This window comes from Klebsiella sp. B345 (assembly GCF_051131735.1).
Classification (GTDB): Bacteria; Pseudomonadota; Gammaproteobacteria; order Enterobacterales; family Enterobacteriaceae; genus Klebsiella.
Window position 1 is genome coordinate 2,462,151 of sequence record NZ_CP180443.1, and the last position, 25,762, is coordinate 2,487,912.

General features: G+C 51.1%; 46 protein-coding genes. 7 read left to right on the forward strand and 39 right to left on the reverse strand.

Annotation, left to right across the window (positions count from 1 at the left end):
• Positions 1-85 precede the first annotated feature (85 nt).
• Complete coding sequence (locus tag ACMYSO_RS11575) at positions 86-640, forward strand: gamma carbonic anhydrase family protein (RefSeq protein ID WP_123753638.1); 555 nt, start codon at positions 86-88, stop codon at positions 638-640.
• On the opposite strand, the gene ACMYSO_RS11580 is transcribed toward ACMYSO_RS11575, so the two are convergent.
• Genes ACMYSO_RS11580 through dprA form a run of 6 tightly spaced genes read right to left on the reverse strand, consistent with a single transcriptional unit; the run spans position 616 to position 4,407 of the window.
• Complete coding sequence (locus tag ACMYSO_RS11580) at positions 616-873, reverse strand: DUF1488 domain-containing protein (RefSeq protein ID WP_434670576.1); 258 nt, start codon at positions 871-873, stop codon at positions 616-618. The two genes, ACMYSO_RS11575 and ACMYSO_RS11580, sit on opposite strands and share 25 nt — an antisense overlap.
• The gene (gene aroE, locus ACMYSO_RS11585) at positions 870-1,688 is read right to left on the reverse strand and encodes a shikimate dehydrogenase (protein WP_434670578.1); all 819 of its coding nucleotides are present in this window, start codon (positions 1,686-1,688) and stop codon (positions 870-872) included. Before aroE ends, ACMYSO_RS11580 begins: the two co-directional genes overlap by 4 nt.
• Positions 1,689-1,691: 3 nt before the next feature.
• Positions 1,692-2,264 carry an L-threonylcarbamoyladenylate synthase type 1 TsaC gene (gene tsaC, locus ACMYSO_RS11590; RefSeq protein WP_434670579.1) on the reverse strand — a complete coding sequence of 191 codons (573 nt, stop codon included), beginning with the start codon at positions 2,262-2,264 and terminating at the stop codon, positions 1,692-1,694.
• 4 nt (positions 2,265-2,268) lie between these two features.
• Positions 2,269-2,811: a topoisomerase DNA-binding C4 zinc finger domain-containing protein gene (locus ACMYSO_RS11595; RefSeq protein WP_434670580.1), complete on the reverse strand. Its 543-nt coding sequence runs from the start codon at positions 2,809-2,811 to the stop codon at positions 2,269-2,271.
• A gap of 26 nt (positions 2,812-2,837) precedes the next feature.
• Positions 2,838-3,311, reverse strand: coding sequence for a DUF494 family protein Smg (smg, locus tag ACMYSO_RS11600; RefSeq protein WP_123753621.1), 474 nt, complete (start codon positions 3,309-3,311; stop codon positions 2,838-2,840).
• Entirely contained in the window at positions 3,283-4,407 is a 1,125-nt protein-coding gene (dprA, locus tag ACMYSO_RS11605) for a DNA-protecting protein DprA (RefSeq protein ID WP_434670582.1), read from the reverse strand. Before dprA ends, smg begins: the two co-directional genes overlap by 29 nt.
• Positions 4,408-4,535: 128 nt before the next feature.
• Here dprA and def point away from each other — a divergent pair, with 128 nt between their 5' ends.
• The 5 genes from def to mscL all read left to right on the forward strand — a co-directional run bounded on the left by def (position 4,536) and on the right by mscL (position 9,301).
• A complete protein-coding gene (def, locus tag ACMYSO_RS11610; protein WP_123753623.1) occupies positions 4,536-5,045 on the forward strand; it encodes a peptide deformylase in 510 nt (169 codons plus the stop codon).
• 14 nt (positions 5,046-5,059) lie between these two features.
• Positions 5,060-6,007, forward strand: coding sequence for a methionyl-tRNA formyltransferase (gene fmt, locus ACMYSO_RS11615; RefSeq protein ID WP_434670584.1), 948 nt, complete (start codon positions 5,060-5,062; stop codon positions 6,005-6,007).
• A gap of 51 nt (positions 6,008-6,058) precedes the next feature.
• Positions 6,059-7,354 (forward strand): 16S rRNA (cytosine(967)-C(5))-methyltransferase RsmB, encoded by a 1,296-nt coding sequence (gene rsmB / locus ACMYSO_RS11620; protein ID WP_434670585.1) that lies wholly within the window; start codon positions 6,059-6,061, stop codon positions 7,352-7,354.
• Positions 7,355-7,367: 13 nt separating this feature from the next.
• Positions 7,368-8,744 (forward strand): Trk system potassium transporter TrkA, encoded by a 1,377-nt coding sequence (gene trkA, locus ACMYSO_RS11625; RefSeq protein WP_434582807.1) that lies wholly within the window; start codon positions 7,368-7,370, stop codon positions 8,742-8,744.
• A 143-nt stretch (positions 8,745-8,887) separates the two neighbouring features.
• Positions 8,888-9,301 (forward strand): large-conductance mechanosensitive channel protein MscL, encoded by a 414-nt coding sequence (mscL, locus tag ACMYSO_RS11630; RefSeq protein ID WP_434670586.1) that lies wholly within the window; start codon positions 8,888-8,890, stop codon positions 9,299-9,301.
• Here mscL and ACMYSO_RS11635 read toward each other — a convergent pair.
• From ACMYSO_RS11635 to rpsJ, 31 genes are all read right to left on the reverse strand, one after another.
• Positions 9,298-9,516: an alternative ribosome-rescue factor A gene (locus tag ACMYSO_RS11635; RefSeq protein ID WP_434670587.1), complete on the reverse strand. Its 219-nt coding sequence runs from the start codon at positions 9,514-9,516 to the stop codon at positions 9,298-9,300. The genes mscL and ACMYSO_RS11635 overlap by 4 nt on opposite strands.
• A 57-nt stretch (positions 9,517-9,573) precedes the next feature.
• Positions 9,574-9,996, reverse strand: coding sequence for a Zn(2+)-responsive transcriptional regulator (gene zntR, locus ACMYSO_RS11640; RefSeq protein WP_174510507.1), 423 nt, complete (start codon positions 9,994-9,996; stop codon positions 9,574-9,576).
• A 2-nt stretch (positions 9,997-9,998) separates the two neighbouring features.
• On the reverse strand, positions 9,999-10,367 hold the full coding sequence (locus ACMYSO_RS11645) for a DUF1992 domain-containing protein (RefSeq protein ID WP_434670790.1): 369 nt from the start codon (positions 10,365-10,367) through the stop codon (positions 9,999-10,001).
• Between the two features lie 107 nt (positions 10,368-10,474).
• Positions 10,475-10,861: a 50S ribosomal protein L17 gene (rplQ, locus tag ACMYSO_RS11650; RefSeq protein ID WP_004868344.1), complete on the reverse strand. Its 387-nt coding sequence runs from the start codon at positions 10,859-10,861 to the stop codon at positions 10,475-10,477.
• Positions 10,862-10,901: 40 nt separating this feature from the next.
• On the reverse strand, positions 10,902-11,891 hold the full coding sequence (locus tag ACMYSO_RS11655) for a DNA-directed RNA polymerase subunit alpha (RefSeq protein ID WP_002919219.1): 990 nt from the start codon (positions 11,889-11,891) through the stop codon (positions 10,902-10,904).
• A 25-nt stretch (positions 11,892-11,916) separates the two neighbouring features.
• Positions 11,917-12,537 carry a 30S ribosomal protein S4 gene (gene rpsD / locus ACMYSO_RS11660; protein WP_004868345.1) on the reverse strand — a complete coding sequence of 207 codons (621 nt, stop codon included), beginning with the start codon at positions 12,535-12,537 and terminating at the stop codon, positions 11,917-11,919.
• Positions 12,538-12,570: 33 nt separating this feature from the next.
• A complete protein-coding gene (gene rpsK, locus ACMYSO_RS11665; protein WP_004138423.1) occupies positions 12,571-12,960 on the reverse strand; it encodes a 30S ribosomal protein S11 in 390 nt (129 codons plus the stop codon).
• 16 nt (positions 12,961-12,976) lie between these two features.
• On the reverse strand, positions 12,977-13,333 hold the full coding sequence (gene rpsM / locus ACMYSO_RS11670) for a 30S ribosomal protein S13 (protein WP_123753631.1): 357 nt from the start codon (positions 13,331-13,333) through the stop codon (positions 12,977-12,979).
• A 146-nt stretch (positions 13,334-13,479) separates the two neighbouring features.
• A complete protein-coding gene (gene rpmJ / locus ACMYSO_RS11675; protein WP_000868187.1) occupies positions 13,480-13,596 on the reverse strand; it encodes a 50S ribosomal protein L36 in 117 nt (38 codons plus the stop codon).
• Between the two features lie 31 nt (positions 13,597-13,627).
• Positions 13,628-14,959 (reverse strand): preprotein translocase subunit SecY, encoded by a 1,332-nt coding sequence (secY, locus tag ACMYSO_RS11680; RefSeq protein WP_041142963.1) that lies wholly within the window; start codon positions 14,957-14,959, stop codon positions 13,628-13,630.
• A gap of 7 nt (positions 14,960-14,966) precedes the next feature.
• On the reverse strand, positions 14,967-15,401 hold the full coding sequence (gene rplO, locus ACMYSO_RS11685; protein WP_434670588.1) for a 50S ribosomal protein L15: 435 nt from the start codon (positions 15,399-15,401) through the stop codon (positions 14,967-14,969).
• Positions 15,402-15,404: 3 nt separating this feature from the next.
• Positions 15,405-15,584: a 50S ribosomal protein L30 gene (gene rpmD, locus ACMYSO_RS11690; protein ID WP_001140434.1), complete on the reverse strand. Its 180-nt coding sequence runs from the start codon at positions 15,582-15,584 to the stop codon at positions 15,405-15,407.
• A gap of 3 nt (positions 15,585-15,587) precedes the next feature.
• Positions 15,588-16,091, reverse strand: coding sequence for a 30S ribosomal protein S5 (gene rpsE, locus ACMYSO_RS11695; RefSeq protein WP_004106339.1), 504 nt, complete (start codon positions 16,089-16,091; stop codon positions 15,588-15,590).
• Positions 16,092-16,105: 14 nt separating this feature from the next.
• The gene (gene rplR / locus ACMYSO_RS11700; RefSeq protein ID WP_000358960.1) at positions 16,106-16,459 is read right to left on the reverse strand and encodes a 50S ribosomal protein L18; all 354 of its coding nucleotides are present in this window, start codon (positions 16,457-16,459) and stop codon (positions 16,106-16,108) included.
• A 9-nt stretch (positions 16,460-16,468) separates the two neighbouring features.
• Positions 16,469-17,002, reverse strand: coding sequence for a 50S ribosomal protein L6 (gene rplF, locus ACMYSO_RS11705; RefSeq protein WP_041142965.1), 534 nt, complete (start codon positions 17,000-17,002; stop codon positions 16,469-16,471).
• Between the two features lie 12 nt (positions 17,003-17,014).
• The gene (gene rpsH / locus ACMYSO_RS11710; protein WP_004106343.1) at positions 17,015-17,407 is read right to left on the reverse strand and encodes a 30S ribosomal protein S8; all 393 of its coding nucleotides are present in this window, start codon (positions 17,405-17,407) and stop codon (positions 17,015-17,017) included.
• Between the two features lie 33 nt (positions 17,408-17,440).
• Positions 17,441-17,746, reverse strand: a complete 306-nt coding sequence (gene rpsN / locus ACMYSO_RS11715) for a 30S ribosomal protein S14 (RefSeq protein ID WP_002919667.1) — start codon at positions 17,744-17,746, stop codon at positions 17,441-17,443.
• Positions 17,747-17,760: 14 nt separating this feature from the next.
• Positions 17,761-18,300 carry a 50S ribosomal protein L5 gene (gene rplE, locus ACMYSO_RS11720; RefSeq protein WP_041142966.1) on the reverse strand — a complete coding sequence of 180 codons (540 nt, stop codon included), beginning with the start codon at positions 18,298-18,300 and terminating at the stop codon, positions 17,761-17,763.
• A gap of 14 nt (positions 18,301-18,314) precedes the next feature.
• Positions 18,315-18,629 carry a 50S ribosomal protein L24 gene (gene rplX, locus ACMYSO_RS11725; RefSeq protein WP_041142967.1) on the reverse strand — a complete coding sequence of 105 codons (315 nt, stop codon included), beginning with the start codon at positions 18,627-18,629 and terminating at the stop codon, positions 18,315-18,317.
• A 10-nt stretch (positions 18,630-18,639) separates the two neighbouring features.
• The gene (gene rplN / locus ACMYSO_RS11730; protein WP_004160583.1) at positions 18,640-19,011 is read right to left on the reverse strand and encodes a 50S ribosomal protein L14; all 372 of its coding nucleotides are present in this window, start codon (positions 19,009-19,011) and stop codon (positions 18,640-18,642) included.
• Positions 19,012-19,171: 160 nt separating this feature from the next.
• Positions 19,172-19,426, reverse strand: coding sequence for a 30S ribosomal protein S17 (rpsQ, locus tag ACMYSO_RS11735; protein ID WP_004868357.1), 255 nt, complete (start codon positions 19,424-19,426; stop codon positions 19,172-19,174).
• Positions 19,426-19,617 (reverse strand): 50S ribosomal protein L29, encoded by a 192-nt coding sequence (gene rpmC, locus ACMYSO_RS11740; RefSeq protein WP_123753634.1) that lies wholly within the window; start codon positions 19,615-19,617, stop codon positions 19,426-19,428. The genes rpsQ and rpmC overlap by 1 nt, the downstream gene beginning before the upstream one ends.
• The gene (rplP, locus tag ACMYSO_RS11745) at positions 19,617-20,027 is read right to left on the reverse strand and encodes a 50S ribosomal protein L16 (RefSeq protein WP_002919759.1); all 411 of its coding nucleotides are present in this window, start codon (positions 20,025-20,027) and stop codon (positions 19,617-19,619) included. The genes rpmC and rplP overlap by 1 nt, the downstream gene beginning before the upstream one ends.
• 12 nt (positions 20,028-20,039) lie before the next feature.
• Positions 20,040-20,738 (reverse strand): 30S ribosomal protein S3, encoded by a 699-nt coding sequence (gene rpsC, locus ACMYSO_RS11750; protein WP_123753635.1) that lies wholly within the window; start codon positions 20,736-20,738, stop codon positions 20,040-20,042.
• 17 nt (positions 20,739-20,755) lie between these two features.
• Positions 20,756-21,088 carry a 50S ribosomal protein L22 gene (gene rplV, locus ACMYSO_RS11755; RefSeq protein WP_002919773.1) on the reverse strand — a complete coding sequence of 111 codons (333 nt, stop codon included), beginning with the start codon at positions 21,086-21,088 and terminating at the stop codon, positions 20,756-20,758.
• A 14-nt stretch (positions 21,089-21,102) separates the two neighbouring features.
• Entirely contained in the window at positions 21,103-21,381 is a 279-nt protein-coding gene (gene rpsS, locus ACMYSO_RS11760) for a 30S ribosomal protein S19 (RefSeq protein ID WP_001138115.1), read from the reverse strand.
• A 16-nt stretch (positions 21,382-21,397) separates the two neighbouring features.
• Entirely contained in the window at positions 21,398-22,219 is an 822-nt protein-coding gene (rplB, locus tag ACMYSO_RS11765) for a 50S ribosomal protein L2 (protein WP_002919786.1), read from the reverse strand.
• A 17-nt stretch (positions 22,220-22,236) separates the two neighbouring features.
• Positions 22,237-22,539, reverse strand: coding sequence for a 50S ribosomal protein L23 (gene rplW, locus ACMYSO_RS11770; RefSeq protein ID WP_004868363.1), 303 nt, complete (start codon positions 22,537-22,539; stop codon positions 22,237-22,239).
• Positions 22,536-23,141, reverse strand: a complete 606-nt coding sequence (rplD, locus tag ACMYSO_RS11775) for a 50S ribosomal protein L4 (RefSeq protein ID WP_000424395.1) — start codon at positions 23,139-23,141, stop codon at positions 22,536-22,538. Before rplD ends, rplW begins: the two co-directional genes overlap by 4 nt.
• 10 nt (positions 23,142-23,151) lie before the next feature.
• Positions 23,152-23,781, reverse strand: a complete 630-nt coding sequence (gene rplC / locus ACMYSO_RS11780) for a 50S ribosomal protein L3 (RefSeq protein WP_004868374.1) — start codon at positions 23,779-23,781, stop codon at positions 23,152-23,154.
• 32 nt (positions 23,782-23,813) lie between these two features.
• Positions 23,814-24,125 (reverse strand): 30S ribosomal protein S10, encoded by a 312-nt coding sequence (gene rpsJ, locus ACMYSO_RS11785; RefSeq protein WP_001181005.1) that lies wholly within the window; start codon positions 24,123-24,125, stop codon positions 23,814-23,816.
• Positions 24,126-24,505: 380 nt separating this feature from the next.
• On the opposite strand from rpsJ, the gene ACMYSO_RS11790 reads away from it, so the two are divergent.
• Entirely contained in the window at positions 24,506-24,949 is a 444-nt protein-coding gene (locus ACMYSO_RS11790) for a prepilin peptidase (RefSeq protein WP_434670590.1), read from the forward strand.
• A 7-nt stretch (positions 24,950-24,956) separates the two neighbouring features.
• Here ACMYSO_RS11790 and bfr read toward each other — a convergent pair whose 3' ends face one another.
• Positions 24,957-25,433: a bacterioferritin gene (gene bfr / locus ACMYSO_RS11795; protein ID WP_434582759.1), complete on the reverse strand. Its 477-nt coding sequence runs from the start codon at positions 25,431-25,433 to the stop codon at positions 24,957-24,959.
• Between the two features lie 73 nt (positions 25,434-25,506).
• On the reverse strand, positions 25,507-25,701 hold the full coding sequence (gene bfd, locus ACMYSO_RS11800; RefSeq protein WP_004106366.1) for a bacterioferritin-associated ferredoxin: 195 nt from the start codon (positions 25,699-25,701) through the stop codon (positions 25,507-25,509).
• Between the last annotated feature and the right edge of the window lie 61 nt (positions 25,702-25,762).

Consider the following 25,762-nt stretch of genomic DNA (forward strand, 5'->3'; position numbering starts at 1 on the left):
GTTCAGTTTTTACCACAATAAAGGGTTGCAGATGGCCTTAAAAGCCACCAAAGTCTTTATACAACCCTGGTTTATTGAGGTAATCATGTCCGCCAATTTACGTCCGTATAAAGATTTGTTCCCGCAAACCGGCCTGCGCGTCATGATCGATGCGACCAGCGTGGCGATCGGCGATGTCCGAATGGCTGACGATGTCAGCATCTGGCCATTGGTCGCTATTCGCGGGGATGTTAACTATGTGGAAATCGGCGCCCGCACGAACATTCAGGACGGGAGCGTCCTGCACGTCACCCATAAATCATCCTATAACCCGCAGGGGAACCCGCTACTCATCGGCGAAGATGTCACCGTTGGTCACAAGGTTATGCTGCATGGTTGCACTATTGGCAATCGAGTCCTGGTCGGGATGGGTTCAATTTTGCTGGATGGCGTCGTTATAGAAGATGACGTGATGATTGGTGCCGGTAGTCTGGTACCGCAAAATAAACGTCTGGAAAGCGGCTATCTCTATTTTGGTAACCCGGTAAAACAAATTCGCCCCCTGACGGAGGCGGAGCGGGCTGGTCTTCTGTATTCAGCCAACAACTATGTGAAATGGAAAAACGATTATCTGGATCAGGAAAACCAGACCCAGCCTTGATCGTCTTCCTGCTGGTCGCGGATCAATTCGTCAGCTTCATCTTCCAGATCCCAACGATGCTCGCGGAACGCGTCCAGCCACTGCCCCGGCTCATCACCACCAAAGCGCTGCTTTAATGTCGCGCCGCGGATTGCGCAAGTGAGCTGGAACCCCTGTACCAGGACCGGGAAGGTGACACATTGTCGGTCACTATCCCACTCTTCCCTGTCGGGAAACTGGATCGCCTGATTCACGCGTTCAGTTCCTGATCCAGTTCCTGGATAACCGGTGCAATTTCCGGCAGAACGCCATGCCAGAGCAGTACCGCGTGAGCAGCCTGTGCCACCAGCATCCCTAAACCATCGGCATACATTTTAGCGCCATGCTGCTGACACCAGCACAGAAACGGCGTGCTGCCTTTCTGGTAAAACATGTCATAACAATGGACCTGGGCATTTATTAATGAAACTGGGATGGCTGGCACTTCGCCGCTGATGCCGCTGGAGGTCGCATTAATAATGAGGTCAAACTCATGTCCAGCCAGCGACTCCATCTCCAGAGCGCAAATACTGCCGGTGTGTGCGAACAGAGTTGCCAGCTCCTGGGCACGCGCGAAGGTGCGGTTAACAATCGTCACCGCACAATCCAGTGACAGAAGCGGCAGTAGAACACCGCGTGATGCGCCACCCGCACCGATGAGCAATACCCGATAACCTGGCTTAATGAATCCTAGCCGCTCCAGATCGCTCAACAACCCAATCCCGTCAGTGTTATCCCCCAACAAACGCCCGTCCTCTAGTCGCTTCAGGGTATTCACTGCCCCGGCTAACGCCGCGCGTTCAGTGAGCTCATCCGCACGGGCAAACGCTTCTTCCTTGAACGGCACGGTAATATTCGCCCCTTTCCCACCTTCAGCAAAGAAAGTATTCAGAGTGTTTATAAAACTGTCTGTCGGCGCCAGGATACGGCCATACGGGTGAGCAATCTGCAGCTGCTGCGCAAAACGCTGGTGAATAGAAGGGGACTTGCTGTGGGCTATCGGATTTCCGAAGACTGCATAGGTTTCCATTATTTACCCCTGGCGAAAGCGTTCACCCGTCAGGGCATCGCGAATTTCAGACGGGTTTTGACGGCCGCCTGTCGGACCATCAACTACCGGGAAATCAGCGCCAAACTGCGCCAGAACCTCTGCCGTAGTGCGGCAAGGAGGCTGACCGGATAAATTGGCACTGGTTGAGACCAGCGGTTTACCATAAGCCTCGCACAGCGCGATCACCAACGGATGATCGCTAACACGCACGGCCAGAGAATCAAAGCGGCCGGTTAACCAGCGAGGGGTTGAAACATTAGCAGGGAAAACAAAGGTTACGGGACCAGGCCAGCAGGCGTTAATCGCCGCACGCTGTTCGTCATTGAGCTGCGAATCATCAATATAAGGTTTCAGTTGCTCAAAATTCGCGGCGATCAAAATGAGACCTTTATCGACGGGACGCTGTTTGAGCTCCAGCAGACGCATAACAGCCTTTTCGCTGTCAGGATCGCAACCAACACCAAAAACGGCTTCTGTCGGATAGGCGATGACATGTTCATTATGTAGAACCGCCACGGCATGGGCGACGGTTTCTGAGTGCAGGTTATTATTCACTGATTTATTCCGCCGGGATCGGCTTTCCACATTGCTTACTGGCACAAAAGCATTTTACGCCCTGTGCCGTTTTCTTTTCGATTAATAGCGGATAGTGGCATTCAGGACATTCACCCGCTACCGGTTTGAAGTTGATAACGAACTGGCAATCGGGGTAACGATCGCAGGAATGGAATGTTTTGCCGAAACGAGAGCGACGCTGAACCAGCTGCCCCTGTCCACACTGTGGGCAGGCTATCGCGGTTTCGTCGGGTTTATCGATAGTTTCGGTATGTTCGCATTCCGGATAACGGCTGCAGCCAATAAACATCCCGAAGCGCCCCTGGCGTAACACCATAACAGCGCCACAAGACGGACATGCCTGCCCCTCCAGCACTTTTACGATATGCCCGTCCGCCTGGTTTTTCAGGGGACGGACATAATCACAGTCCGGATAGTGTGAGCAGCCGAGAAACGGCCCGTGTTTCCCGGAGCGAATTACCAGTTCAGCCCCACACTGTGGGCAGGGCTCATTTTTACGCACCGAAAACAGTGCTGATTTGGTCATAACAACTCGATGTTGCTGCAAAAAGATTAATGCAGCATACCTTCATTTACTTCGAAGAGTAATTCTTCCATTTGTTGATAGGCATTTTCACAGCCTGGAATGTTAAACAGCACCATCAGAATCACCCATTTCAGGTCTTCCAGATCGAACTCTGCTGTATCCAGCGCTAACACACGCTCTATCACCATTTCTCGTGTTTCGAGGTTCAACACCTGAATCTGCTCGAGGAATAATAAAAATCCTCGGCAACTGGCATCCAGACGCAAGCACTCTTCTTCGGTGTAAATCCGCAAAGAGAGCGGGTCTGACGCAAGCTGCATGGGTTCAACGAGACCTTCCTGATAATCAGCCAGTTTCTCGAGCCACATCAGCGCGTTATAGATATCTTCCCGATCAAAACCTGCATCAGTCAGATCACGGGTCAGTTTGTCCTGGTCCACGCGCATTTCTGCTTCGTTTTGAATGTAAGTCTCAAACAAATACATGAGTACGTCGAACATGGCTTGCCCTCCTTAATCGGACATAGCCGCCGGGTACAGCTGCGATCCAGCCTGCTAACTCCAGTTCAAGTAGCTGAGCTACGGTCACTGGCACAGATTGGCCGGCACGTTCAGCGACAACGTCAACAGGTGTTACCTCATCTCCTACGTTAGCCAGGAGCTCTGGAAATGGCAATGCCATGGGAGGCCGATCCACGCAATTATTTATATTGTCAGGTGTATCAGGGAACCATTGTAGCTCCTGCCGGCAGTATTCAATGATATCTTCCGCCGACGTCACGGGGACGGCCCCTTGCTTAATTAACCAATGTGGCCCTTCTGAGCCGGGATTACCCACCGGTCCGGGTAGCGCAAAAACTTCTCTGCCCTGCTCTAATGCGCAGCGAACGGTTACCAGGGAGCCACTTCTCAAAGCGGCCTCAATCACTACAACACCGACACTAAGCCCGCTGATGATCCGGTTGCGACGAGGGAAATTCCCCGGTAGCGGAGCCGCAGCGAGGGGGAATTCTGACAACAACGCGCCACCGCTATCCACTATTTGCGTTGCTAGTGCACGATGACGACGTGGGTAAATCGCCTCTAATCCATTGCCGAGTACGCCAATAGTCTTCCCTTGCGCGTCCAGTGCACCGCGGTGAGCGACACCATCAATGCCGAGCGCCAGACCACTGGTAATCGTGATGCCACGAGACGCCAGCAGTTCACTGAACTGCCGTCCCCAACGCGCGCCGTACCAGGAATGTGCACGACTACCAACAATCGCCAGTTGAACGCTGCTGAGAAGGGGTAATTCCCCGCAGACGAAAAGCGCGCCAGGATAATCAACGATCGCACGTAGCTGCGGTGGATAGTATGGATGGTCGGCCAGCAGCAGATGGTGCCCGGGCTGTTCCAGCCACAATAGTGCAGAATCAAGCTGTTGCTGGCTCAAGGACATAAATTGTCCAGCCTGCGCGCTACTCAAGCCACAGGCACCGAGGGCCTCGCTATCAAGTGTAGGGGCCGCACACAGTCTCCTGGCAGTCCACATCATGCTATCACCATAAAGGTTGTTCACCTTCATCAGGCGCAACCAAATCTCTGTAGGCGCCATCCTTATCCCCTGCCATAAGTGGCTTTGACAATCCTTGTGATTGGAGAGCGAGACTGTCAATTGCAGGGGGTTTTGTCTAGAATAGAGCTAATAATCTTATCCACTCCTGAATACGACTCTGGATCTTTATGGCAGTTTTGCAAGTGTTACATATCCCGGACGAGCGCCTTCGCAAAGTCGCTGAACCGGTAAAAGAAGTGAATGCAGAAATTCAGCGTATCGTCGATGATATGTTCGAGACGATGTACGCGGAAGAAGGTATTGGCCTGGCCGCCACTCAAGTAGACGTCCATCAGCGGATTATCGTCATTGATGTTTCTGAGAACCGCGAACAGCAGCTGGTGTTAATCAACCCTGAGCTGCTGGAAAAGGACGGTGAAACGGGTATCGAAGAGGGTTGCCTGTCGATCCCGGAACAACGAGCGCTGGTCCCACGTGCCGAAACCGTGAAAATTCGCGCATTAGATCGCGAAGGCAAGTCGTTCGAACTGGAGGCTGACGGTCTGCTGGCTATCTGCATCCAACATGAAATGGATCACCTGGTAGGCAAGCTGTTTATCGATTATCTGTCACCGCTTAAGCAACAGCGTATCCGTCAGAAAGTTGAAAAACTGGATCGTTTGCGTACGCGTGCCTGAGGACAAGGACTAACGTGTCACAATCACTACGTATCATTTTTGCGGGAACCCCTGATTTTGCAGCGCGTCATCTTGATGCGCTGTTGTCGTCTGAGCACCAGGTTGTTGGCGTATTTACCCAGCCGGATCGCCCTGCTGGCCGCGGCAAAAAGCTGATGCCGGGGCCGGTAAAAGCCCTCGCTGAGAGCCACAATCTGCCGGTATTTCAGCCTGTTTCCTTGCGCCCGCAAGAAAATCAGCAATTGGTTGCGTCGCTGAACGCCGATGTCATGGTTGTCGTGGCCTACGGATTGATTCTGCCTAAAGCGGTGTTGGATATGCCGCGCCTGGGCTGCATCAACGTACATGGCTCATTGTTACCACGCTGGCGTGGGGCAGCACCGATCCAACGCTCGCTCTGGGCGGGTGACGCGGAAACCGGTGTGACCATCATGCAGATGGATGTTGGTCTGGATACCGGAGACATGCTGCACAAACTCTCCTGCCCGATCACGGCACAGGATACCAGCGCGAGCCTGTATGACAAGCTCGCGGCTCTCGGCCCGCAGGGATTACTGGAAACATTAACCCAGTTGGCGAATGGCACCACTCAGCCGGAAGTACAGGACGAGGCAGTTGTAACCTACGCAGAGAAGCTCAGCAAAGAAGAAGCCCGTATTGACTGGTCACTTTCCGCTGCCCAACTCGAGCGCTGCATTCGTGCCTTCAACCCGTGGCCGATGAGCTGGCTTGAAATTGACGAGCAACCGGTGAAAGTCTGGCAGGCATCTGTGATTGCTGAAACCAGCAGCGCTGCACCAGGCACCATCGTAGCCGCTGGTAAGCAAGGCATCCAGGTCGCAACAGGCAACGGCATCCTGAATCTGGAATCGTTGCAGCCTGCGGGTAAAAAAGCGATGAGCGCCCAGGACCTGCTAAATTCTCGACGGGAATGGTTTACTCCTGGCAACCGTCTATCCTGACAGTAATCAATTCTAACGCCCGGATTTACCGGGCATTTTTATTTTGCGACTATGAAAAAAAATTTTAATTTACGCAGTCTGGCGGCACAGGCCGTTGAGCAGGTTGTCGAACAAGGCCAGTCGTTGAGCAACGTTCTGCCACCGTTACAGCAGAAGGTTGGAGAAAAAGACAAAGCACTGCTGCAAGAGTTGTGCTTTGGCGTACTACGCACGCTGAGCCAGCTGGAATGGCTGGTTAACAAGCTGATGGCGCGCCCGATGACGGGCAAACAGCGTACTATTCACTATTTAATTATGGTCGGGTTTTATCAGCTGCTCTATACCCGCATTCCGGCTCATGCTGCGCTAGCAGAGACCGTTGAAGGCGCGGTAGCGATCAAACGTCCGCAACTGAAAGGGCTCATCAACGGCGTATTACGCCAGTTTCAGCGTCAACAGGAAACCCTGCTGGCCGAATTTGCCCAGGGCGAGAGCCGCTTTCTCCACCCCGCCTGGTTGCTTAACCGCCTGAAAAAATCCTGGCCGCAGCAATGGCAATCCATCGCCGAGGCGAATAATCAGCGCCCGCCTATGTGGCTGCGTGTTAACCGCAATCATCACTCGCGCGATGAGTGGCTGAAATTATTGGAAGAGGCCGGATTACAGGGGTTCACTCATCCTGATTACCCTGATGCGGTTCGCCTGGCAACGCCGGCTCCCGTCCATGCATTACCGGGATTCGACCAGGGCTGGGTCACCGTTCAGGATGCTTCAGCTCAGGGCTGCATGCGTTATTTAACCCCGGAAAACGGTGAGAGAATACTGGACCTATGTGCAGCCCCTGGTGGCAAAACGACGCATATTCTCGAAGTTGCGCCGCAGGCTAACGTACTGGCCGTTGATATTGACGAACAACGCCTGTCCCGCGTCTACGACAACCTGAAACGACTCGGCATGAAAGCCCAGGTCAAACAGGGCGATGGCCGCTATCCCGCCCAGTGGTGCGAGGATGAAAAATTCGACCGTATTCTGCTTGATGCCCCCTGCTCGGCAACGGGCGTCATTCGTCGCCATCCGGATATTAAATGGTTACGCCGCGACCGCGATATTGCCGAACTGGCCCGACTGCAGTCAGAAATTCTGGATGCTATCTGGTCACATCTGAAACCTGGCGGCACATTGGTCTATGCAACCTGTTCAATCCTTCCGGAAGAGAATAGCCAGCAGATTGCGGCGTTCCTGAAGCGTACCGCAGATGCCGAACTCAGCATCACCGGTACCCCCGAGCAGCCTGGCGTGCAAAATTTGCCTGGTGCTGAAGACGGTGATGGGTTCTTTTACGCTAAGCTGATCAAACATCGGAAATAATGGATCACTGCTGATGAAGATTATTATTCTGGGCGCCGGTCAGGTAGGTGGAACTCTCGCGGAAAACCTCGTTGGAGAGAACAACGACATTACCTTGGTCGATACCAACGGGGATCGCCTGCGCAGTCTGCAGGATAAATTCGACCTTCGCGTTGTCCAGGGACACGGTTCCCACCCCCGGGTATTACGTGAAGCCGGCGCTGATGATGCCGACATGCTGGTTGCGGTAACGAGCTCAGATGAGACCAATATGGTGGCCTGCCAGGTCGCCTACTCGCTCTTTAATACTCCCAATCGTATTGCCCGCATCCGCTCGCCGGATTACGTCCGGGATGCCGAAAAACTGTTCCACTCAGAAGCGGTACCCATTGACCATCTAATCGCGCCTGAACAGTTAGTTATCGACAATATCTATCGCCTTATTGAGTATCCGGGTGCGCTGCAGGTCGTCAACTTTGCAGAAGGGAAAGTCAGTCTCGCGGTAGTGAAAGCCTACTACGGTGGTCCGCTGGTCGGTAATGCACTATCAACCATGCGCGAACATATGCCACATATCGACACGCGCGTCGCGGCCATTTTCCGCCACGACAGACCTATCCGCCCCCAGGGATCAACGATTGTTGAAGCCGGCGATGAGGTGTTCTTTATTGCCGCATCCCAACATATCCGCGCGGTAATGAGTGAACTGCAGCGTCTGGAAAAACCTTATAAAAGAATCATGCTGGTTGGTGGTGGCAACATCGGGGCAGGTCTGGCTCATCGTCTTGAGAAAGATTACAGCGTAAAACTCATCGAACGCGATCAGCAACGAGCCGCTGAACTTGCCGAGAAATTGCAAAATACGATCGTGTTTTATGGCGATGCCTCCGATCAGGAGCTGCTGGCCGAAGAGCACATTGATCAGGTGGATCTTTTCATTGCCGTCACCAACGATGACGAAGCGAACATCATGTCCGCCATGCTGGCCAAACGGATGGGCGCCAAAAAAGTGATGGTGCTGATCCAACGGAAAGCGTACGTCGATCTGGTACAAGGTAGCGTGATCGACATTGCGATATCTCCGCAGCAGGCCACCATTTCTGCCCTCCTCAGTCATGTGCGTAAAGCGGATATCGTTGGCGTATCATCACTACGCCGCGGTGTGGCTGAGGCCATTGAAGCTGTCGCCCATGGCGATGAAAGTACCTCCCGGGTAGTTGGTCGTTCGATCGATGAGATCAAACTGCCACCAGGCACGATCATTGGCGCCGTAGTCCGTGGTAACGATGTTATGATTGCCAATAATAACCTGCGCATTGAACAGGGCGACCATGTCATTATGTTCCTGACGGACAAAAAATTTATCTCCGATGTCGAACGCCTGTTCCAGCCAAGTCCTTTCTTCCTTTAATAACTGCGGGCGGCAATACAGCGCCCGCTTTAATTACCCTGCACTTATTAATGGATAATATTTTTTAGCAATTATTCAACAGTAATGGCAAACAGGAATACATTTGATAAACTTATTAAGTTGGCTGGTTCAAGGAGAATAAAATGAGCATTTTAAAAGAGTTTCGCGACTTCGCGATGCGCGGGAATGTTGTTGATTTAGCAGTGGGTGTCATCATTGGTGCAGCATTTGGTAAAATTGTATCGTCACTGGTTGCCGATATTATTATGCCACCGCTAGGACTACTGATTGGCGGTATTGATTTTAAATCCTTTGCCGTTACATTGCGCGATGCACAGGGTGATGTCCCTGCTGTCGTGATGCATTACGGGGTGTTTATCCAGAATGTCTTCGATTTTGTGATCGTGGCTTTTGCCATTTTTATGGCAATCAAACTGATGAATAACCTGAATCGCAAAAAGGAAGAAGCACCAGCAGCACCGCCGGCTCCGTCGAAAGAAGAAGTATTGTTAAGTGAAATTCGCGATCTGTTGAAAGAGCAAAATAACCGTTCTTAATCAAGCGGAGAAAGCAGAAGGCCAGTGGTAAAAAAGTGGATCACTCTTTTGCCACTGGCCTCCCGGTCATTCCGCCCTGCATGTTTGTCCTTACGTTGATAACTACCTTTCCCCTTCTTACTTTTTTCAATCCGTTGCCTGAATAATGGGTCGTGCAGTAACGCCTCAATAGCATTGTCTTTAATCTGCCCTTTAGTATGTTGATAGCGGCTCATGATGACTCCTGATAGTGGATAAGATCGTCGCGAGTGTAGATCCGCGCGATGAGAAAATCAACGTCCTGTCGTGCTACTTGCCCCCTGCTCAAGCGCCTCAAGAATCGAGCAATACACACTGCTGTGCGCACTCCCGCAACAGGCGTCATTGAGTCGTTGCAAAGACCGGCGCATCGATTGTAGTTCTTTAATACGTGCTTCCACTTCACCCAAACGGGCCTGCACGATCCCTTTAGATTCCTGACAAGTGTGATGTTCCGGATCGACGCGGATCGACAATAATTCGCGGATCGCTTCCAGCGTAAAGCCTAGCTGGCGGGCATAGCGAATAAACCGCAAACGCTGGAGATCTTTCTCGGTGTACAGCCGAAAACCACCTTCGGTACGGACATCGTGAGCCATCATCTGCTGCTTTTCATAGTAGCGGATGGTGTCGGGTGTCACATCAGCCAGTTTCGCGAGTTCACCAATACGATACATGCCTACTCCTTATTCATTTTGTTATACAGCCTGTCCGCATATTCACCCCGTATAAAATCAGTACTCAATCCAGCCTGGCGAAGCTTCAGTTCAAGCAACGCAAGCTGACGGCTCAATTCAGCGTGTTGTGGGTCATCAGGGCGGACAACTTTGAGTAAATCAATCAGCGCGACGGCTTCCCGGCGCTGCTCAAGCTCTGGTGGAAGACAACCGGCGTTTTTGAGTAGCCGATAGCCGGCACGCAGTTCAGGTGGGACATGTAGATCGTCGTCTAGCGTCAGCGGCTCTCCACGGCCGGGCAGGTCGTCGAACTCGCCTTTGCGCTGGGCGTCAAGGATATGGCATTCTGCCCACTGATCCAGTAACCACATCATAAGGCTCCGGGGATGAACAAAAAGAATACAGCTATTGTAGTGACGCCAACATAACGAGGATATAAAAAAACCCGCCGAGGCGGGTTTTTTTACGTTACTACAGATTACTCTGCAGCAGCTTCTGCTTTCAGCTCAGCACGATCAACCAGCTCGATGTATGCCATCGGCGCGTTGTCGCCTGCACGGAAGCCACACTTCAGAATGCGAGTGTAACCACCGGCGCGGCTCGCGAAACGCGGGCCCAGCTCGTTAAACAGTTTTGCCACGATCTCGTTATCACGAGTGCGGGCGAATGCCAGACGACGATTAGCAACGCTATCAGTCTTGGCAAGAGTAATCAGCGGCTCAACTACGCGACGCAGTTCTTTCGCTTTCGGCAGGGTCGTCTTGATGATTTCATGACGAACCAGCGAACCAGCCATGTTACGGAACATAGCCTGGCGATGGCTGCTGTTGCGGTTCAGTTGACGACCACTCTTACGATGGCGCATGACCTTATCCTTCTCAGTAAAACCTTAACCTGTGATCCGGTTACTCGTCAGCAATGCTTGCCGGTGGCCAGTTTTCCAGGCGCATGCCCAGAGACAGACCACGTGAAGCCAGCACGTCTTTAATCTCGGTAAGAGATTTTTTACCCAGGTTCGGCGTTTTCAGCAACTCAACCTCGGTACGCTGTACCAGATCACCGATATAGTGGATAGCTTCTGCCTTGAGGCAGTTAGCAGAGCGGACAGTCAATTCGAGATCGTCAACAGGGCGCAGCAGGATCGGATCGAATTCTGGTTTCTCTTCTTTAACTTCCGGCTGACGTACATCACGTAAGTCAACGAAAGCTTCAAGTTGTTCTGCCAGGATGGTTGCCGCACGACGAATCGCCTCTTCAGGATCGATTGTGCCGTTGGTTTCCATTTCGATGACCAGCTTGTCCAGGTCGGTACGCTGTTCTACACGCGCTGCTTCAACATTGTAGGCAATACGCTCTACTGGGCTGTAGCATGCGTCGACCAGCAGACGGCCGATTGGGCGCTCATCTTCTTCCGAATGAATTCGGGCAGAAGCCGGCACATAACCACGACCGCGCTGAACTTTGATACGCATGCTAATCGCAGCGTTCTCATCGGTCAGGTGGCAGATCACATGTTGCGGCTTGACGATTTCGACATCACCGTCATGGGTAATGTCGGCTGCGGTCACAGGGCCAATGCCAGATTTATTCAAAGTAAGGATGACTTCATCTTTACCCTGAACTCTCACCGCAAGCCCTTTCAGGTTGAGCAGGATTTCAAGGATATCTTCCTGAACGCCTTCTTTGGTGCTGTACTCGTGCAGTACACCATCAATCTCAACCTCGGTCACCGCGCAACCCGGCATCGATGAGAGCAGAATACGGCGCAGTGCGTTACCCAGAGTATGGCCAAAGCCACGCTCTAAAGGCTCAAGGGTCACCTTGGCGTGCGTCGAACTCACTTGCTCGATATCGACCAGGCGCGGTTTTAGAAACTCTGTCACAGAACCCTGCATTGTGTCCTCTCTTTGGTACTAAGCTTTACTTGGAGTAAAGCTCGACGATCAGGTGTTCGTTAATGTCCGCAGACAGATCAGAACGTTCCGGCTGACGCTTGAACGTACCTTCCATCTTGCCAGCATCAACTTCCAGCCAGGTTGGCTTTTCACGCTGCTCAGCCAGCTCCAGAGCGGCTTTCACGCGAGATTGCTTTTTCGCTTTCTCACGAATGCTAACAACGTCGTTCGCTTTAACCTGATAAGAAGCAATGTTAACAACACGACCGTTTACCATGATAGCTTTGTGGCTAACCAGCTGACGTGATTCAGCACGAGTCGCGCCGAAGCCCATACGGTATACAACGTTGTCCAGACGGCCTTCCAGCAGAGCCAACAGGTTTTCACCGGTGTTGCCTTTCAGACGTGCTGCTTCTTTATAGTAGTTACGGAACTGACGCTCCAGCACACCGTACATACGGCGAACTTTTTGCTTTTCACGCAACTGCACACCATAGTCAGACAGACGCGGTTTACGCGCACCGTGCTGGCCAGGAGCTTGTTCAATTTTACACTTGGTATCGATCGCGCGAACGCCAGACTTAAGGAACAGGTCTGTGCCCTCACGACGGCTCAGCTTGAGCTTAGGACCCAAATATCTTGCCATTTTCTTTCTCCAACAATCCTAGAAACGAGCGCGTTATACGCGACGTTTTTTCGGCGGACGACAACCGTTATGAGGGATCGGAGTCACATCAGTAATATTAGTGATGCGGAAACCAGCGGCGTTCAGTGCACGAATAGTAGATTCGCGACCCGGACCCGGACCTTTGACCATAACTTCCAGATTCTTGATGCCGTATTCTTTTACGGCTTCAGCGCAACGCTCTGCTGCAACCTGAGCTGCAAACGGAGTGGATTTGCGAGAACCACGGAAACCGGAACCACCGGCTGTTGCCCAACCCAGTGCGTTACCCTGACGATCAGTGATGGTAACGATGGTGTTGTTAAAAGAAGCATGGACATGAGCCACGCCATCAGAGACTTGTTTTCTTACACGCTTACGTGCACGAACTGGTGCCTTTGCCATTATTCAATCACCCCGATTATTTCTTGATCGGTTTACGCGGACCCTTACGGGTACGTGCGTTGGTCTTAGTACGCTGACCGCGAACCGGAAGACCACGACGATGGCGTAAACCACGATAGCAACCAAGGTCCATCAGACGCTTGATGCTCAGGGTGATTTCACGGCGCAGATCACCTTCAACGACAAATTTGCCTACTGCTTCACGCAGGGCTTCAATTTGTTCTTCAGACAGCTCACTGATCTTAACATTTTCAGCGATACCCGTGTCAGCACAGATGGCTTTAGAGCGGGTCTTGCCGATACCGAAAATTGCAGTTAATGCGATTACGGTATGTTTTTGATCAGGAATGTTAATGCCTGCTATACGGGCCACTATGCACTCCTACTATTTAATATGTACGCACCATGCTGAAAAGCCCGTTTTCAGGATACTCAAATGGAAACGTACAGACATACAAAAGATTGGCTGGCTAATCTAGCCAGCTCAATCCAACTTTGCAAGAAAAATATGCGAAAAAATCAGCCTTGGCGCTGTTTATGCTTTGGCTCGGCACTGCAAATCACACGGATGACACCATCACGCTTAACGATTTTGCAGTTACGGCATAATTTCTTGACGGAAGCACGAACTTTCATTTTTACTCTCCGTAACTTCTCGGGCGACCCGTTAGCGGCCGTAGCCTTTCAGGTTCGCCTTCTTCAATGCAGACTCGTACTGACTTGACATCATCAGAGTTTGCACTTGAGCCATAAAGTCCATTATCACAACGACAACAATAAGCAGCGAGGTTCCACCGAAGTAGAACGGCACTTTCATTGCATCACGCATGAACTCCGGGATCAGGCAGATAAAGGTAATGTACAGCGCACCAACCAAAGTCAGACGAGTCATTACTTTATCGATATACTTCGCCGTTTGCTCTCCCGGACGAATTCCTGGTACAAATGCACCGGACTTCTTCAGGTTATCTGCTGTTTCACGCGGGTTGAAAACCAACGCCGTGTAGAAGAAACAGAAGAAGATGATCGCAGACGCATAGAGTAACACATAAAGCGGTTGCCCAGGCTGCAAATACAGCGAAATTGTTGTCAGCCAGTTCCAACCGGTTCCGCCCCCGAACCATGACGCGATGGTTGCAGGGAACAGAATAATGCTGGAAGCGAAGATTGCCGGGATTACCCCTGCCATATTCACTTTCAACGGTAAATGTGTGCTCTGTGCAGCATAGACACGACGACCTTGTTGACGCTTCGCGTAGTTCACCACAATGCGGCGTTGACCACGTTCTACGAACACAACAAAGAAGGTCACGGCAAATACTAATACTGCAACCAATAGCAACAGGAGGAAGTGCAGGTCGCCTTGACGCGCTTGCTCGATAGTATGGGCGATGGCTGGCGGGAGACCCGCAACGATACCAGCGAAGATAATGATCGAGATACCGTTACCGATACCACGTTCAGTAATCTGTTCGCCGAGCCACATCAGGAACATGGTTCCTGTGACCAGACTTACAACAGCGGTGAAGTAGAATGCAAAGCCTGGATTCATTACCAGGCCCTGCATACCAGGCATATTCGGTAGACCGGTAGCAATACCGATCGACTGGAATATAGCCAACACCAGAGTACCGTAGCGGGTGTACTGGCTGATCTTACGACGACCAGACTCCCCTTCTTTCTTCATCTCTGCTAACGGTTGATAAACAACTGTAAGCAGTTGGACAATGATCGATGCCGAAATGTACGGCATGATACCCAAAGCAAAGATAGAAGCACGGCTGAGAGCACCACCAGAGAACATGTTGAACATTTCAATGATGGTGCCTCGCTGTTGCTCAAGCAGTTTGGCAAGTACAGCGGCATCAATACCAGGGATCGGAATAAAAGAACCAATACGGAATACAATCAGCGCACCGATAACAAACAAAAGTCTGCGTTTCAGTTCGCCAAGTCCACCTTTGGCACTTTGAAAATCTAATCCCGGTTGCTTAGCCATCTGCTACTTATTCCTCAATTTTACCGCCAGCAGCTTCGATAGCAGCACGAGCACCTTTAGTCACACGCAGGCCACGAATAGTTACCGGACGAGCTACCTCGCCAGACAGGATCACTTTCGCGAACTCGATCTGGATACCGATAATATTAGCCGCTTTCAGCGTGTTCAGGTCGACTACATCGCCTTCTACGTGAGTCAGATCAGACAGACGAACTTCTGCAGTGATCATCGCTTTACGAGAAGTGAAGCCGAATTTCGGCAGACGACGGTACAGAGGCATCTGACCACCCTCGAAACCGCGACGTACGCCACCGCCAGAACGAGAGTTCTGACCTTTGTGACCACGACCACCGGTTTTACCGAGGCCAGAACCGATACCACGACCCAGGCGTTTACCCGCCTTTTTGGAGCCTTCGGCCGGAGACAGAGTATTTAAACGCATCTCTTACTCCTCAACTTTAACCATGAAGGAAACCGCGTTGACCATACCACGAACAGCAGGAGTATCCTCGCGCTCTACGGTGTGACCAATACGACGCAGACCCAGGCCAAGCAGCGTTGCCTTGTGTTTCGGCAGACGACCGATTGCACTGCGGGTTTGAGTAATTTTAATAGTCTTTGCCATGGTTTATTTCCCCAGAATTTCTTCAACGGATTTACCACGCTTGGCAGCGACCATTTCTGGAGAATTCATATTTTCCAGGCCATCAATAGTTGCACGAACCACGTTGATCGGGTTGGTGGAACCATATGCTTTGGCCAGAACGTTATGAACTCCAGCAACTTCCAGAACGGCGCGCATTGCACCACCGGCGATGATACCGGTACCTTCGGAAGCTGGCTGCATGAATACACGAGAACCCGTGTGAACACCTTTAACCGGGTGCTGCAGGGTGCCGTGGTTCAGCGCGACGTTAATCATATTGCGACGGGCTTTTTCCATCGCTTTCTGGATCGCTGCTGGAACTTCACGCGCTTTACCGTAACCAAAACCTACGCGGCCATTACCATCACCAACAACAGTCAGAGCTGTGAAGGAGAAAATACGACCACCTTTAACGGTTTTAGATACGCGGTTAACCGCGATCAGCTTTTCCTGCAGTTCGCCAGCTTGTTTTTCGATGTGAGCCATCTTACACCTCTACCTTAGAACTGAAGGCCAGCTTCACGGGCAGCATCTGCCAGTGCCTGGACACGACCATGATATTGGAACCCGGAACGGTCAAAGGAAACATCTTTGATGCCTTTTTCCAGAGCGCGTTCAGCAACAGCTTTACCCACAGCTGCAGCCGCGTCTTTGTTACCGGTGTACTTCAATTGTTCAGCGATAGCTTTTTCTACAGTAGAAGCAGCTACCAGAACTTCAGAACCGTTCGGTGCAATTACCTGTGCGTAAATATGACGCGGGGTACGATGTACCACCAGGCGAGTTGCACCCAGCTCCTGGAGCTTGCGGCGTGCGCGGGTCGCACGACGGATACGAGCAGATTTCTTATCCATAGTGTTACCTTACTTCTTCTTAGCCTCTTTGGTACGCACGACTTCGTCGGCGTAACGAACACCCTTGCCTTTATAAGGCTCAGGACGACGGTAGGCGCGCAGATCTGCTGCAACCTGGCCGATCACCTGCTTATCAGCGCCTTTCAGCACGATTTCAGTTTGAGTCGGACATTCTGCAGTGATACCGGCCGGCAGTTTATGCTCAACTGGGTGTGAGAAACCTAAAGCCAGGTTTACTACATCCCCTTTGACCGCTGCACGATAACCTACACCAACCAGCTGAAGCTTTTTAGTGAAGCCTTCGGTAACACCGATAACTACTGAGTTAAGCAGGGCACGCGCGGTACCAGCCTGAGCCCAACCGTCTGCGAAACCATCACGCGGACCGAAAGTCAGTGCATTATCTGCATGTTTAACTTCAACAGCATCGTTGAGAGTACGAGTCAGCTCGCCATTCTTACCTTTGATCGTAATAACCTGACCGTTGATTTTTACATCAACGCCGGCAGGAACAACGACCGGTGCTTTAGCAACACGAGACATTTTTTCCTCCGATTAGGCTACGTAGCAGATAATTTCGCCACCAAGACCAGCTTGGCGCGCTGCACGATCAGTCATAACACCTTTAGAGGTAGAAATAACTGCGATACCCAGACCCGCCATAACTTTCGGCAGCTCATCTTTACGTTTGTAGATGCGCAGACCTGGGCGGCTGACACGCTGAATGCTTTCTACAACAGCTTTACCCTGGAAATACTTAAGAGTCAGTTCCAGTTCCGGCTTGATGTCGCCTTCAACTTTAAAATCTTCAATAAAGCCTTCTTCCTTCAGCACGTTGGCAATTGCCACTTTCAGCTTGGAGGAAGGCATGGTGACCGCAGCTTTATTCGCGGCCTGACCGTTACGGATACGGGTCAGCATATCCGCGATCGGATCTTGCATGCTCATCTGTCTTTACTCCCGTGATTCAATTGGTGACAATTACCAGCTAGCCTTTTTCAGACCCGGGATTTCACCGCGCATAGCGGCTTCACGGACCTTGATACGGCTCAACCCGAACTTCCGCAGGAAACCATGCGGACGACCTGTTTGACGGCAGCGGTTACGCTGACGAGACGGGCTGGAATCACGCGGCAGAGTCTGCAGCTTGAGAACAGCATTCCAACGATCTTCGTCGGTTGCGTTCACATCAGAGATGATAGCTTTCAGTTCAGCGCGTTTAGCGAAGAATTTATCAGCTAAAGCCACGCGCTTTACTTCGCGTGCTTTCATTGATTGCTTAGCCATTAAGTAACCCTACCTTACTTGCGGAACGGGAAGTCAAAGGCAGCCAGCAGAGCGCGGCCTTCTTCATCAGATTTCGCAGTAGTGGTAATGGTAATATCCAAACCACGAACGCGGTCGACTTTATCGTAGTCGATTTCTGGGAAGATGATCTGCTCACGGACACCCATGCTGTAGTTACCACGACCATCGAATGACTTAGCGGACAGGCCACGGAAGTCACGGATACGCGGTACAGCAATAGTGATCAGGCGCTCAAAGAACTCCCACATGCGTTCGCCACGCAGGGTTACTTTACAGCCGATCGGATAGCCCTGACGGATTTTGAAGCCTGCAACTGATTTGCGTGCTTTGGTGATCAACGGCTTTTGACCGGAGATTGCTGTCAGATCTGCTGCTGCATTATCCAGCAGTTTCTTGTCAGCGATCGCTTCACCAACACCCATGTTCAGGGTGATCTTCTCGACCCGAGGGACTTGCATGACAGAATTGTAGTTAAACTCAGTCATGAGTTTACCAACTACTTCGTCTTTGTAGTAATCATGCAGTTTCGCCATCGTACTACTCCAAATTACTTGATAGTTTCGCTGTTAGATTTGAAGAAACGGACTTTTTTGCCGTCTTCGAATCTAAAGCCTACACGGTCAGCCTTGCCGGTTGCCGCATTGAAGAGTGCAACGTTAGAAACCTGAATTGCAGCTTCTTTTTCAACGATGCCACCTGGTTGGTTCAGGGCCGGAACCGGCTTCTGATGTTTCTTAACCAGGTTGATACCTTCAACAATGAGCTTGCCGGAAGACAAGACATTCTTAACTTTACCGCGTTTACCTTTATCTTTACCGGTTAACACGATAACTTCGTCATCACGACGGATTTTCGCTGCCATGATTCGCTCCTTAGAGTACTTCTGGTGCCAGAGAGATAATTTTCATGAACTTCTCGGTACGAAGCTCACGAGTTACCGGCCCAAAAATACGCGTACCGATGGGCTGCTCGCTGTTATTGTTCAGAATAACGCATGCATTACCATCAAAGCGAATGACAGAACCGTCCGGGCGACGAACACCCTTCCTGGTGCGCACCACTACCGCCTTCAGCACATCACCCTTTTTGACCTTACCACGCGGAATTGCTTCTTTGATGGTGATCTTGATGATGTCGCCTACGCCTGCGTAGCGACGGTGCGAGCCACCCAGAACCTTGATACACATTACGCGACGTGCACCGGAGTTGTCGGCGACGTTCAGCATAGTCTGTTCTTGGATCATTTTAGTGCTCCGCTAATGTCAACTACTACTGAGACCCAAAATCGGGCCAATAAATATCCCCATATCGAGGGCGCGGCATTATAACACCGGAAATCGGATATGGGTAGAAAAAATAAACGGCTCATCGCTGAGCCGTTTATCCGTTGAGAACACAGCTCTATTACAGAACTGCTTTCTCTACAACGCGAACCAGCGTCCAGGACTTAGTCTTGGACAGCGGACGGCATTCGTGGATTTCTACCACGTCACCGATACCGCATTCGTTGTTCTCGTCATGTACGTGCAGTTTGGTCGTACGCTTGATGAATTTACCGTAGATCGGGTGTTTCACAAAACGTTCGATAGCAACAACGATGGATTTTTCCATTTTATTGCTAACAACACGACCTTGCAGAGTACGGATTTTATCGGTCATTACGCATCCGCCTTCTCAGTCAGTAAAGTCTTAACGCGCGCAACATCACGACGCACTTGCTTCAGCAGGTGAGTCTGTTGCAGCTGGCCACTTGCAGCCTGCATACGCAGGTTGAACTGCTCACGCAGCAGGTTCAGCAGCTCAGCGTTCAGCTCTTCAACGCTTTTTTCACGCAGCTCTTTTGCTTTCATTACATCACCGTCTTAGTTACAAAGGTGGTTTTGATAGGCAGTTTCGCTGCTGCCAGGCCGAAGGCTTCACGGGCCAGCTCTTCCGGAACACCGTCCATTTCATACAGGACTTTACCCGGCTGAATCAAGGCAACCCAATACTCCACGTTACCTTTACCTTTACCCATACGAACTTCCAGCGGCTTCTCGGTGATCGGTTTGTCCGGGAATACACGGATCCAGATCTTACCTTGACGCTTAACTGCACGGGTCATAGCACGACGTGCTGCTTCGATCTGACGTGCAGTCAGACGACCACGGCCAACAGCTTTCAGACCGAAAGTGCCGAAGCTAACATCCGTACCCTGCGCCAGACCACGGTTGCGGCCTTTGTGCACTTTACGGAATTTTGTACGCTTTGGTTGTAACATCAGCGACGCTCCTTATTTACGGCCTTTACGCTGCTGCTTTTTAGGTTGAGCAGCCGGTTCCGGTTGTTCAACAGCAGCCATACCACCCAGGATCTCGCCTTTGAAGATCCATACCTTAACGCCGATAATACCGTAAGTGGTACGCGCTTCAGAGGTGTTGTAGTCGATGTCAGCACGCAGAGTGTGCAGCGGTACGCGACCTTCACGGTACCATTCGGTACGTGCGATTTCCGCGCCGCCCAGACGGCCGCTAACTTCAACTTTGATACCTTTAGCGCCCAGACGCATTGCGTTCTGTACAGCACGCTTCATAGCACGACGGAACATAACACGACGTTCCAGCTGAGAAGTGATGCTGTCAGCAACCAATTTAGCGTCCAGTTCTGGCTTACGAACTTCGGCGATATTGATCTGTGCAGGAACGCCAGCGATATCCGCTACGACCTTGCGCAGTTTTTCTACGTCTTCGCCTTTCTTACCGATAACGATGCCCGGGCGAGCAGTGTGAATGGTCACACGGATGCTCTTAGCCGGACGCTCGATAACGATACGAGATACGGACGCTTTAGCCAGTTCTTTAGTCAGGAACTGACGTACTTTAAAATCGCTGTCCAGGTTGTCAGCGAATTCTTTGGTGTTCGCGAACCAGGTAGAGTTCCATGGTTTGACAATACCCAGGCGAATACCATTAGGATGTACTTTCTGACCCATTGCTAGTCTCCAGAGTCTCAGCGATCGGACACAACCACAGTGATGTGGCTGGTGCGCTTCAGGATGCGATCTGCACGACCTTTCGCACGCGGCATAATGCGCTTCATGCTCGGGCCTTCGTCTACGAAAATTTTCGCAACTTTCAGATCGTCAATGTCAGCGCCATCGTTGTGTTCAGCGTTAGCAATGGCAGATTCCAGTACCTTCTTGACCAATACAGCAGCTTTCTTGTTGGTGTAGGTCAGAATATCCAGGGCCTGCGACACTTTCTTACCGCGAATCAGGTCAGCTACAAGGCGAACCTTCTGAGCAGAAGAACGAGCATGGCGATGTTGAGCTAAAGTTTCCATCTCTTCCTCCTACCTTATTTCTTCTTCGCTTTTTTATCAGCAGCATGGCCGCGATAAGTACGAGTCGGTGCGAATTCACCCAGTTTGTGACCAACCATTTCGTCGGAAACAAAAACTGGAACGTGCTGACGACCATTATGGACAGCGATGGTCAAACCGATCATGTTAGGAAAGATCGTTGAACGACGGGACCAAGTGCGCAGGGGCTTCTTGTCTCCGCTTTCCACCGCTTTCTCTACCTTCTTCAGCAAGTGCAGGTCAATAAAAGGACCTTTCTTGAGAGAACGTGGCATGGCTTATCCTCTAATATTATTTGCTACGGCGACGTACGATGAATTTATCAGTACGCTTGTTGCTGCGGGTCTTCTTACCTTTGGTCTGCAGGCCCCACGGGGATACCGGGTGCTTACCAAAGTTACGACCTTCACCACCACCATGTGGGTGGTCGACTGGGTTCATCGCAGTACCGCGAACGGTAGGACGAACACCACGCCAGCGTGCAGCACCTGCTTTACCCAGAACGCGCAGCATATGCTCAGCATTGCCAACTTCGCCCAGAGTAGCGCGGCAGTCTGCTTCGACTTTACGCATTTCACCAGAACGCAGACGCAGGGTGACATAAGCACCATCACGAGCAACGATCTGAACGTAAGTACCAGCGGAACGTGCCAGCTGACCGCCTTTACCTGGTTTCATTTCTACGTTATGAACGGTAGAACCAACCGGGATATTGCGCATCGGCAGGGTGTTACCTGCTTTGATTGCAGCATCAACGCCAGACTGAATCTGGTCGCCAGCTTTCAGGCCTTTAGGGGCCAGGATGTAACGGCGCTCGCCATCTTTGTACAGAACCAGCGCGATGTTCGCGGAACGGTTCGGATCGTACTCAAGACGCTCAACAACTGCCGGGATACCATCTTTGTTGCGTTTAAAGTCAACAATACGGTAAGCCTGCTTGTGGCCACCACCGATATGACGGGTGGTGATACGGCCATTGTTGTTACGACCACCGGATTTGCTGTTTTTTTCCAGCAACGGAGCAAAAGGTTTGCCCTTGTGCAGCTCAGGGTTAACCACTTTAACAACGTGGCGACGACCCGGAGATGTCGGTTTACATTTAACAACTGCCATTGTATTACTCCTCCGACTTACTCAGCGCCGCCAACGAAGTCCAGATTCTGGCCTTCTTTCAGGGTGACGTAAGCTTTTTTCCAGTCGCTACGACGACCGATACGCTGTCCGTGACGTTTAACTTTCCCTTTAACTACCAGGGTGTTAACGACTTCGACTTCGACTTCAAACAGTTTCTGCACAGCAGCTTTGATTTCTGCTTTAGTCGCGTCTTTAGCAACTTTGAGAACGATGGTGTTTGTTTTTTCCATCGCAGCAGACGCTTTTTCAGAAACGTGCGGTGCGCGCAGCACCTTCAGCAGACGTTCTTCACGAATCATGCCAGCATCTCCTCAACTTGCTTAACAGCATCAGCAGTCATTACGACTTTGTCGAAGGCGATCAGGCTAACCGGGTCGATACCAGTTGCATCGCGTACGTCAACCTTGTGCAGGTTGCGCGCAGCCAGGAACAGGTTCTCGTCCAGCTCACCGGTGATGATCAGCACATCTTCCAGAGCCATGTCTTTCAGTTTCTGTGCCAGCAGCTTAGTTTTAGGCGCTTCAACAGAGAACTTCTCGACAACGATCAGACGATCCTGACGTACCAGTTCGGACAGAATGCTTTTCAGCGCGCCGCGGTACATCTTTTTGTTAACTTTTTGACTGTGGTCCTGCGGGCGAGCAGCGAAGGTCACGCCACCGGAACGCCAGATCGGGCTCTTGATAGAACCTGAACGCGCACGGCCGGTACCTTTCTGGCGCCACGGCTTTTTGCCTGAACCAGTTACTTCAGCACGAGTCTTCTGAGCACGAGTACCCTGACGAGCACCAGCTGCATAAGCAACAACAACCTGGTGTACCAGCGCTTCGTTGAAATCACGACCGAAGGTAGTTTCGGAAACAGTCAGCGCGCTCTGCGCGTCTTTCAATACTAATTCCATTGCTATCTCCTCACGCCTTCACAGCTGGTTTAACGATCAGGTCGCTACCGGTTGCACCCGGGACAGCACCTTTAACCAGCAGCAGGTTGCGCTCAGCGTCAACACGTACTACGTCCAGGCTCTGAACGGTGACACGCTCATTACCCAGCTGACCTGCCATTTTCTTGCCTTTGAACACTTTGCCCGGAGTCTGGTTCTGACCGATAGAACCCGGAACGCGGTGAGACAAGGAGTTACCGTGAGTAGCGTCCTGGGTACGGAAGTTCCAGCGCTTAACGGTACCGGCGAAACCTTTACCTTTAGAGGTACCGGTTACGTCAACTTTTTTAACGTCAGCAAACAGTTCTACGCTAATGCTCTGACCTACGGTGAATTCTTCGCCGTCAGCAAGACGGAATTCCCACAGACCACGGCCAGCTTCTACGCCAGCTTTAGCGAAGTGACCAGCTTCCGGCTTGGTTACACGGTTAGCTTTTTTAGCACCGGTGGTAACCTGAATTGCGCGGTAACCATCGTTAGCCAGGTCTTTAACCTGTGCAACACGGTTTGCTTCAACTTCGATTACGGTTACTGGGATAGATACGCCATCTTCAGTGAAGATGCGGGTCATGCCCACTTTTTTACCGACTAAACCAATCATTGTTTCAACCTCTCAATCGCTCGATGACCTGATTAACCCAGGCTGATCTGCACGTCTACACCGGCAGCCAGATCCAGACGCATCAGAGCATCAACGGTTTTCTCAGTTGGCTCAACGATGTCAACCAGACGCTTGTGAGTGCGAATTTCGTACTGATCACGCGCATCTTTGTTGACGTGCGGGGAGATCAGAACGGTAAAGCGCTCTTTGCGGGTCGGCAGCGGGATCGGACCACGAACCTGCGCACCAGTGCGCTTGGCAGTCTCGACGATTTCCGCGGTTGATTGATCGATCAGACGATGATCAAACGCTTTAAGACGGATACGGATTCTTTGGTTCTGCATGAGACCAGAGCTCCAATTATTTATAGACGAAATGATTACTCCTCATACCCATTACGATTGATGGGAGAGTGTAACCGTTCTTACATAGTTCCCCGATTGGGAACATTGTTTGATAGCTAACTGCTCTATCAGGGTTCATATCGAACCAGCCTGCCAATTTTGACAGGCCCGCGCATTATACGCAAATTCCGGCCTTACGCAAGTACTGCATACAAAATCAGCAATCATTTTTGCGTACCTGACTGGTCAGGCACTGCAACACTCTGAAATAGGTGCAAAACATCAGAATACCGCTCGAGATTGTCAGCTCTGTCTTTTGCCACTGGCCACCCTTTCTCCCAGACTCTGGGTTACAACTCCGCAGCCAGGGCAATGAATCGATGACGCTCCCCTTCTTACTTGTCTATAGCAGTTTTACGCTCGCACTGTGCTGGTATGATTTGCGGGATGGGTTACTTCCTGACCGCCTGACCTGTCCCCTGCTCTGGTGTGGTCTGCTCTATTATCTTTGCCATTCCCCAATCAAACTGGAACAAGCCGTTGCTGGTGCCATCGCGGGCTATCTCGCCTTCGCATTGATCTACTGGCTTTATCGCGGGATTCGCGGTTATGAAGGATTAGGCTATGGGGATGTCAAATTTCTGGCCGCCCTCGGCGCATGGCATGGCTGGCAACTGTTGCCACAATTGATCTTTATGGCCTCACTTCTGGCCTGTGGCGGATGGCTGATTTTGATGCTGTCGGGTAAAACGGAGGGGTCATTAAACAACCCGCTGCCATTTGGCCCTTTTTTGGCTGCAGCGGGTTTTTGGTGTGGATGGTAAACGCGAGTTAGTCAGCCACTTTGATCTGCGACTGGAGGTAGTTCGGCAGCCCGATTTTACCGATAAGATCTAACTCGGTTTCCAGCCAGTCAATATGGCCTTCCTCATCGGTAAGAATTTCGATCAGCATGTCGCGACTAACATAGTCATGAACGCTATCAGCATAGGCGATCGCTTCACGCAGATCTTTTGCGCCTTCAAGCTCCAGCCTTAAATCAGATTGCAACATCTCCTCGACATCTTCACCGATGCCCAGTCTTCCGAGATCCTGCAAATTTGGAATGCCTTCAAGAAACAAAATCCGCTCGATGTATTTATCGGCGTGTTTCATTTCATCTATGGACTCATGATATTCAACATCATTGAGACGCATCAGGCCCCAGTTCTTGAACATTCTGGCATGAAGAAAGTACTGATTTATTGCGACAAGCTCATTGCCCAATAATTTATTGAGATAACTTATGATTTTGACATCACCTTTCATTATATAGTCCCTCCGCTTCCACTTATTGAAGCGTAGTTCGGGCTATATAGATGTCAAAGAAAAGCTGGAGCGCTTAAGCGATCTCCTGGTATTCAGGCATGCGGGTTAATTCATCTTCCATAATCTCGCGGGCCGCGCGGACGCACTTACCGCATTGATTTCCCACAGGAATGAATTTACGCAGTTGCTGAAAAGACTGAGGATGAAATTGACGCACGGCCTGACGAATTTTTTTATCGTTTACACCATTACACAAACAAACGTACATACCGACTCCCGTTCAATTTATGATCAAAAGTGTAAATGAGAATGGTTATAATTACAATAGA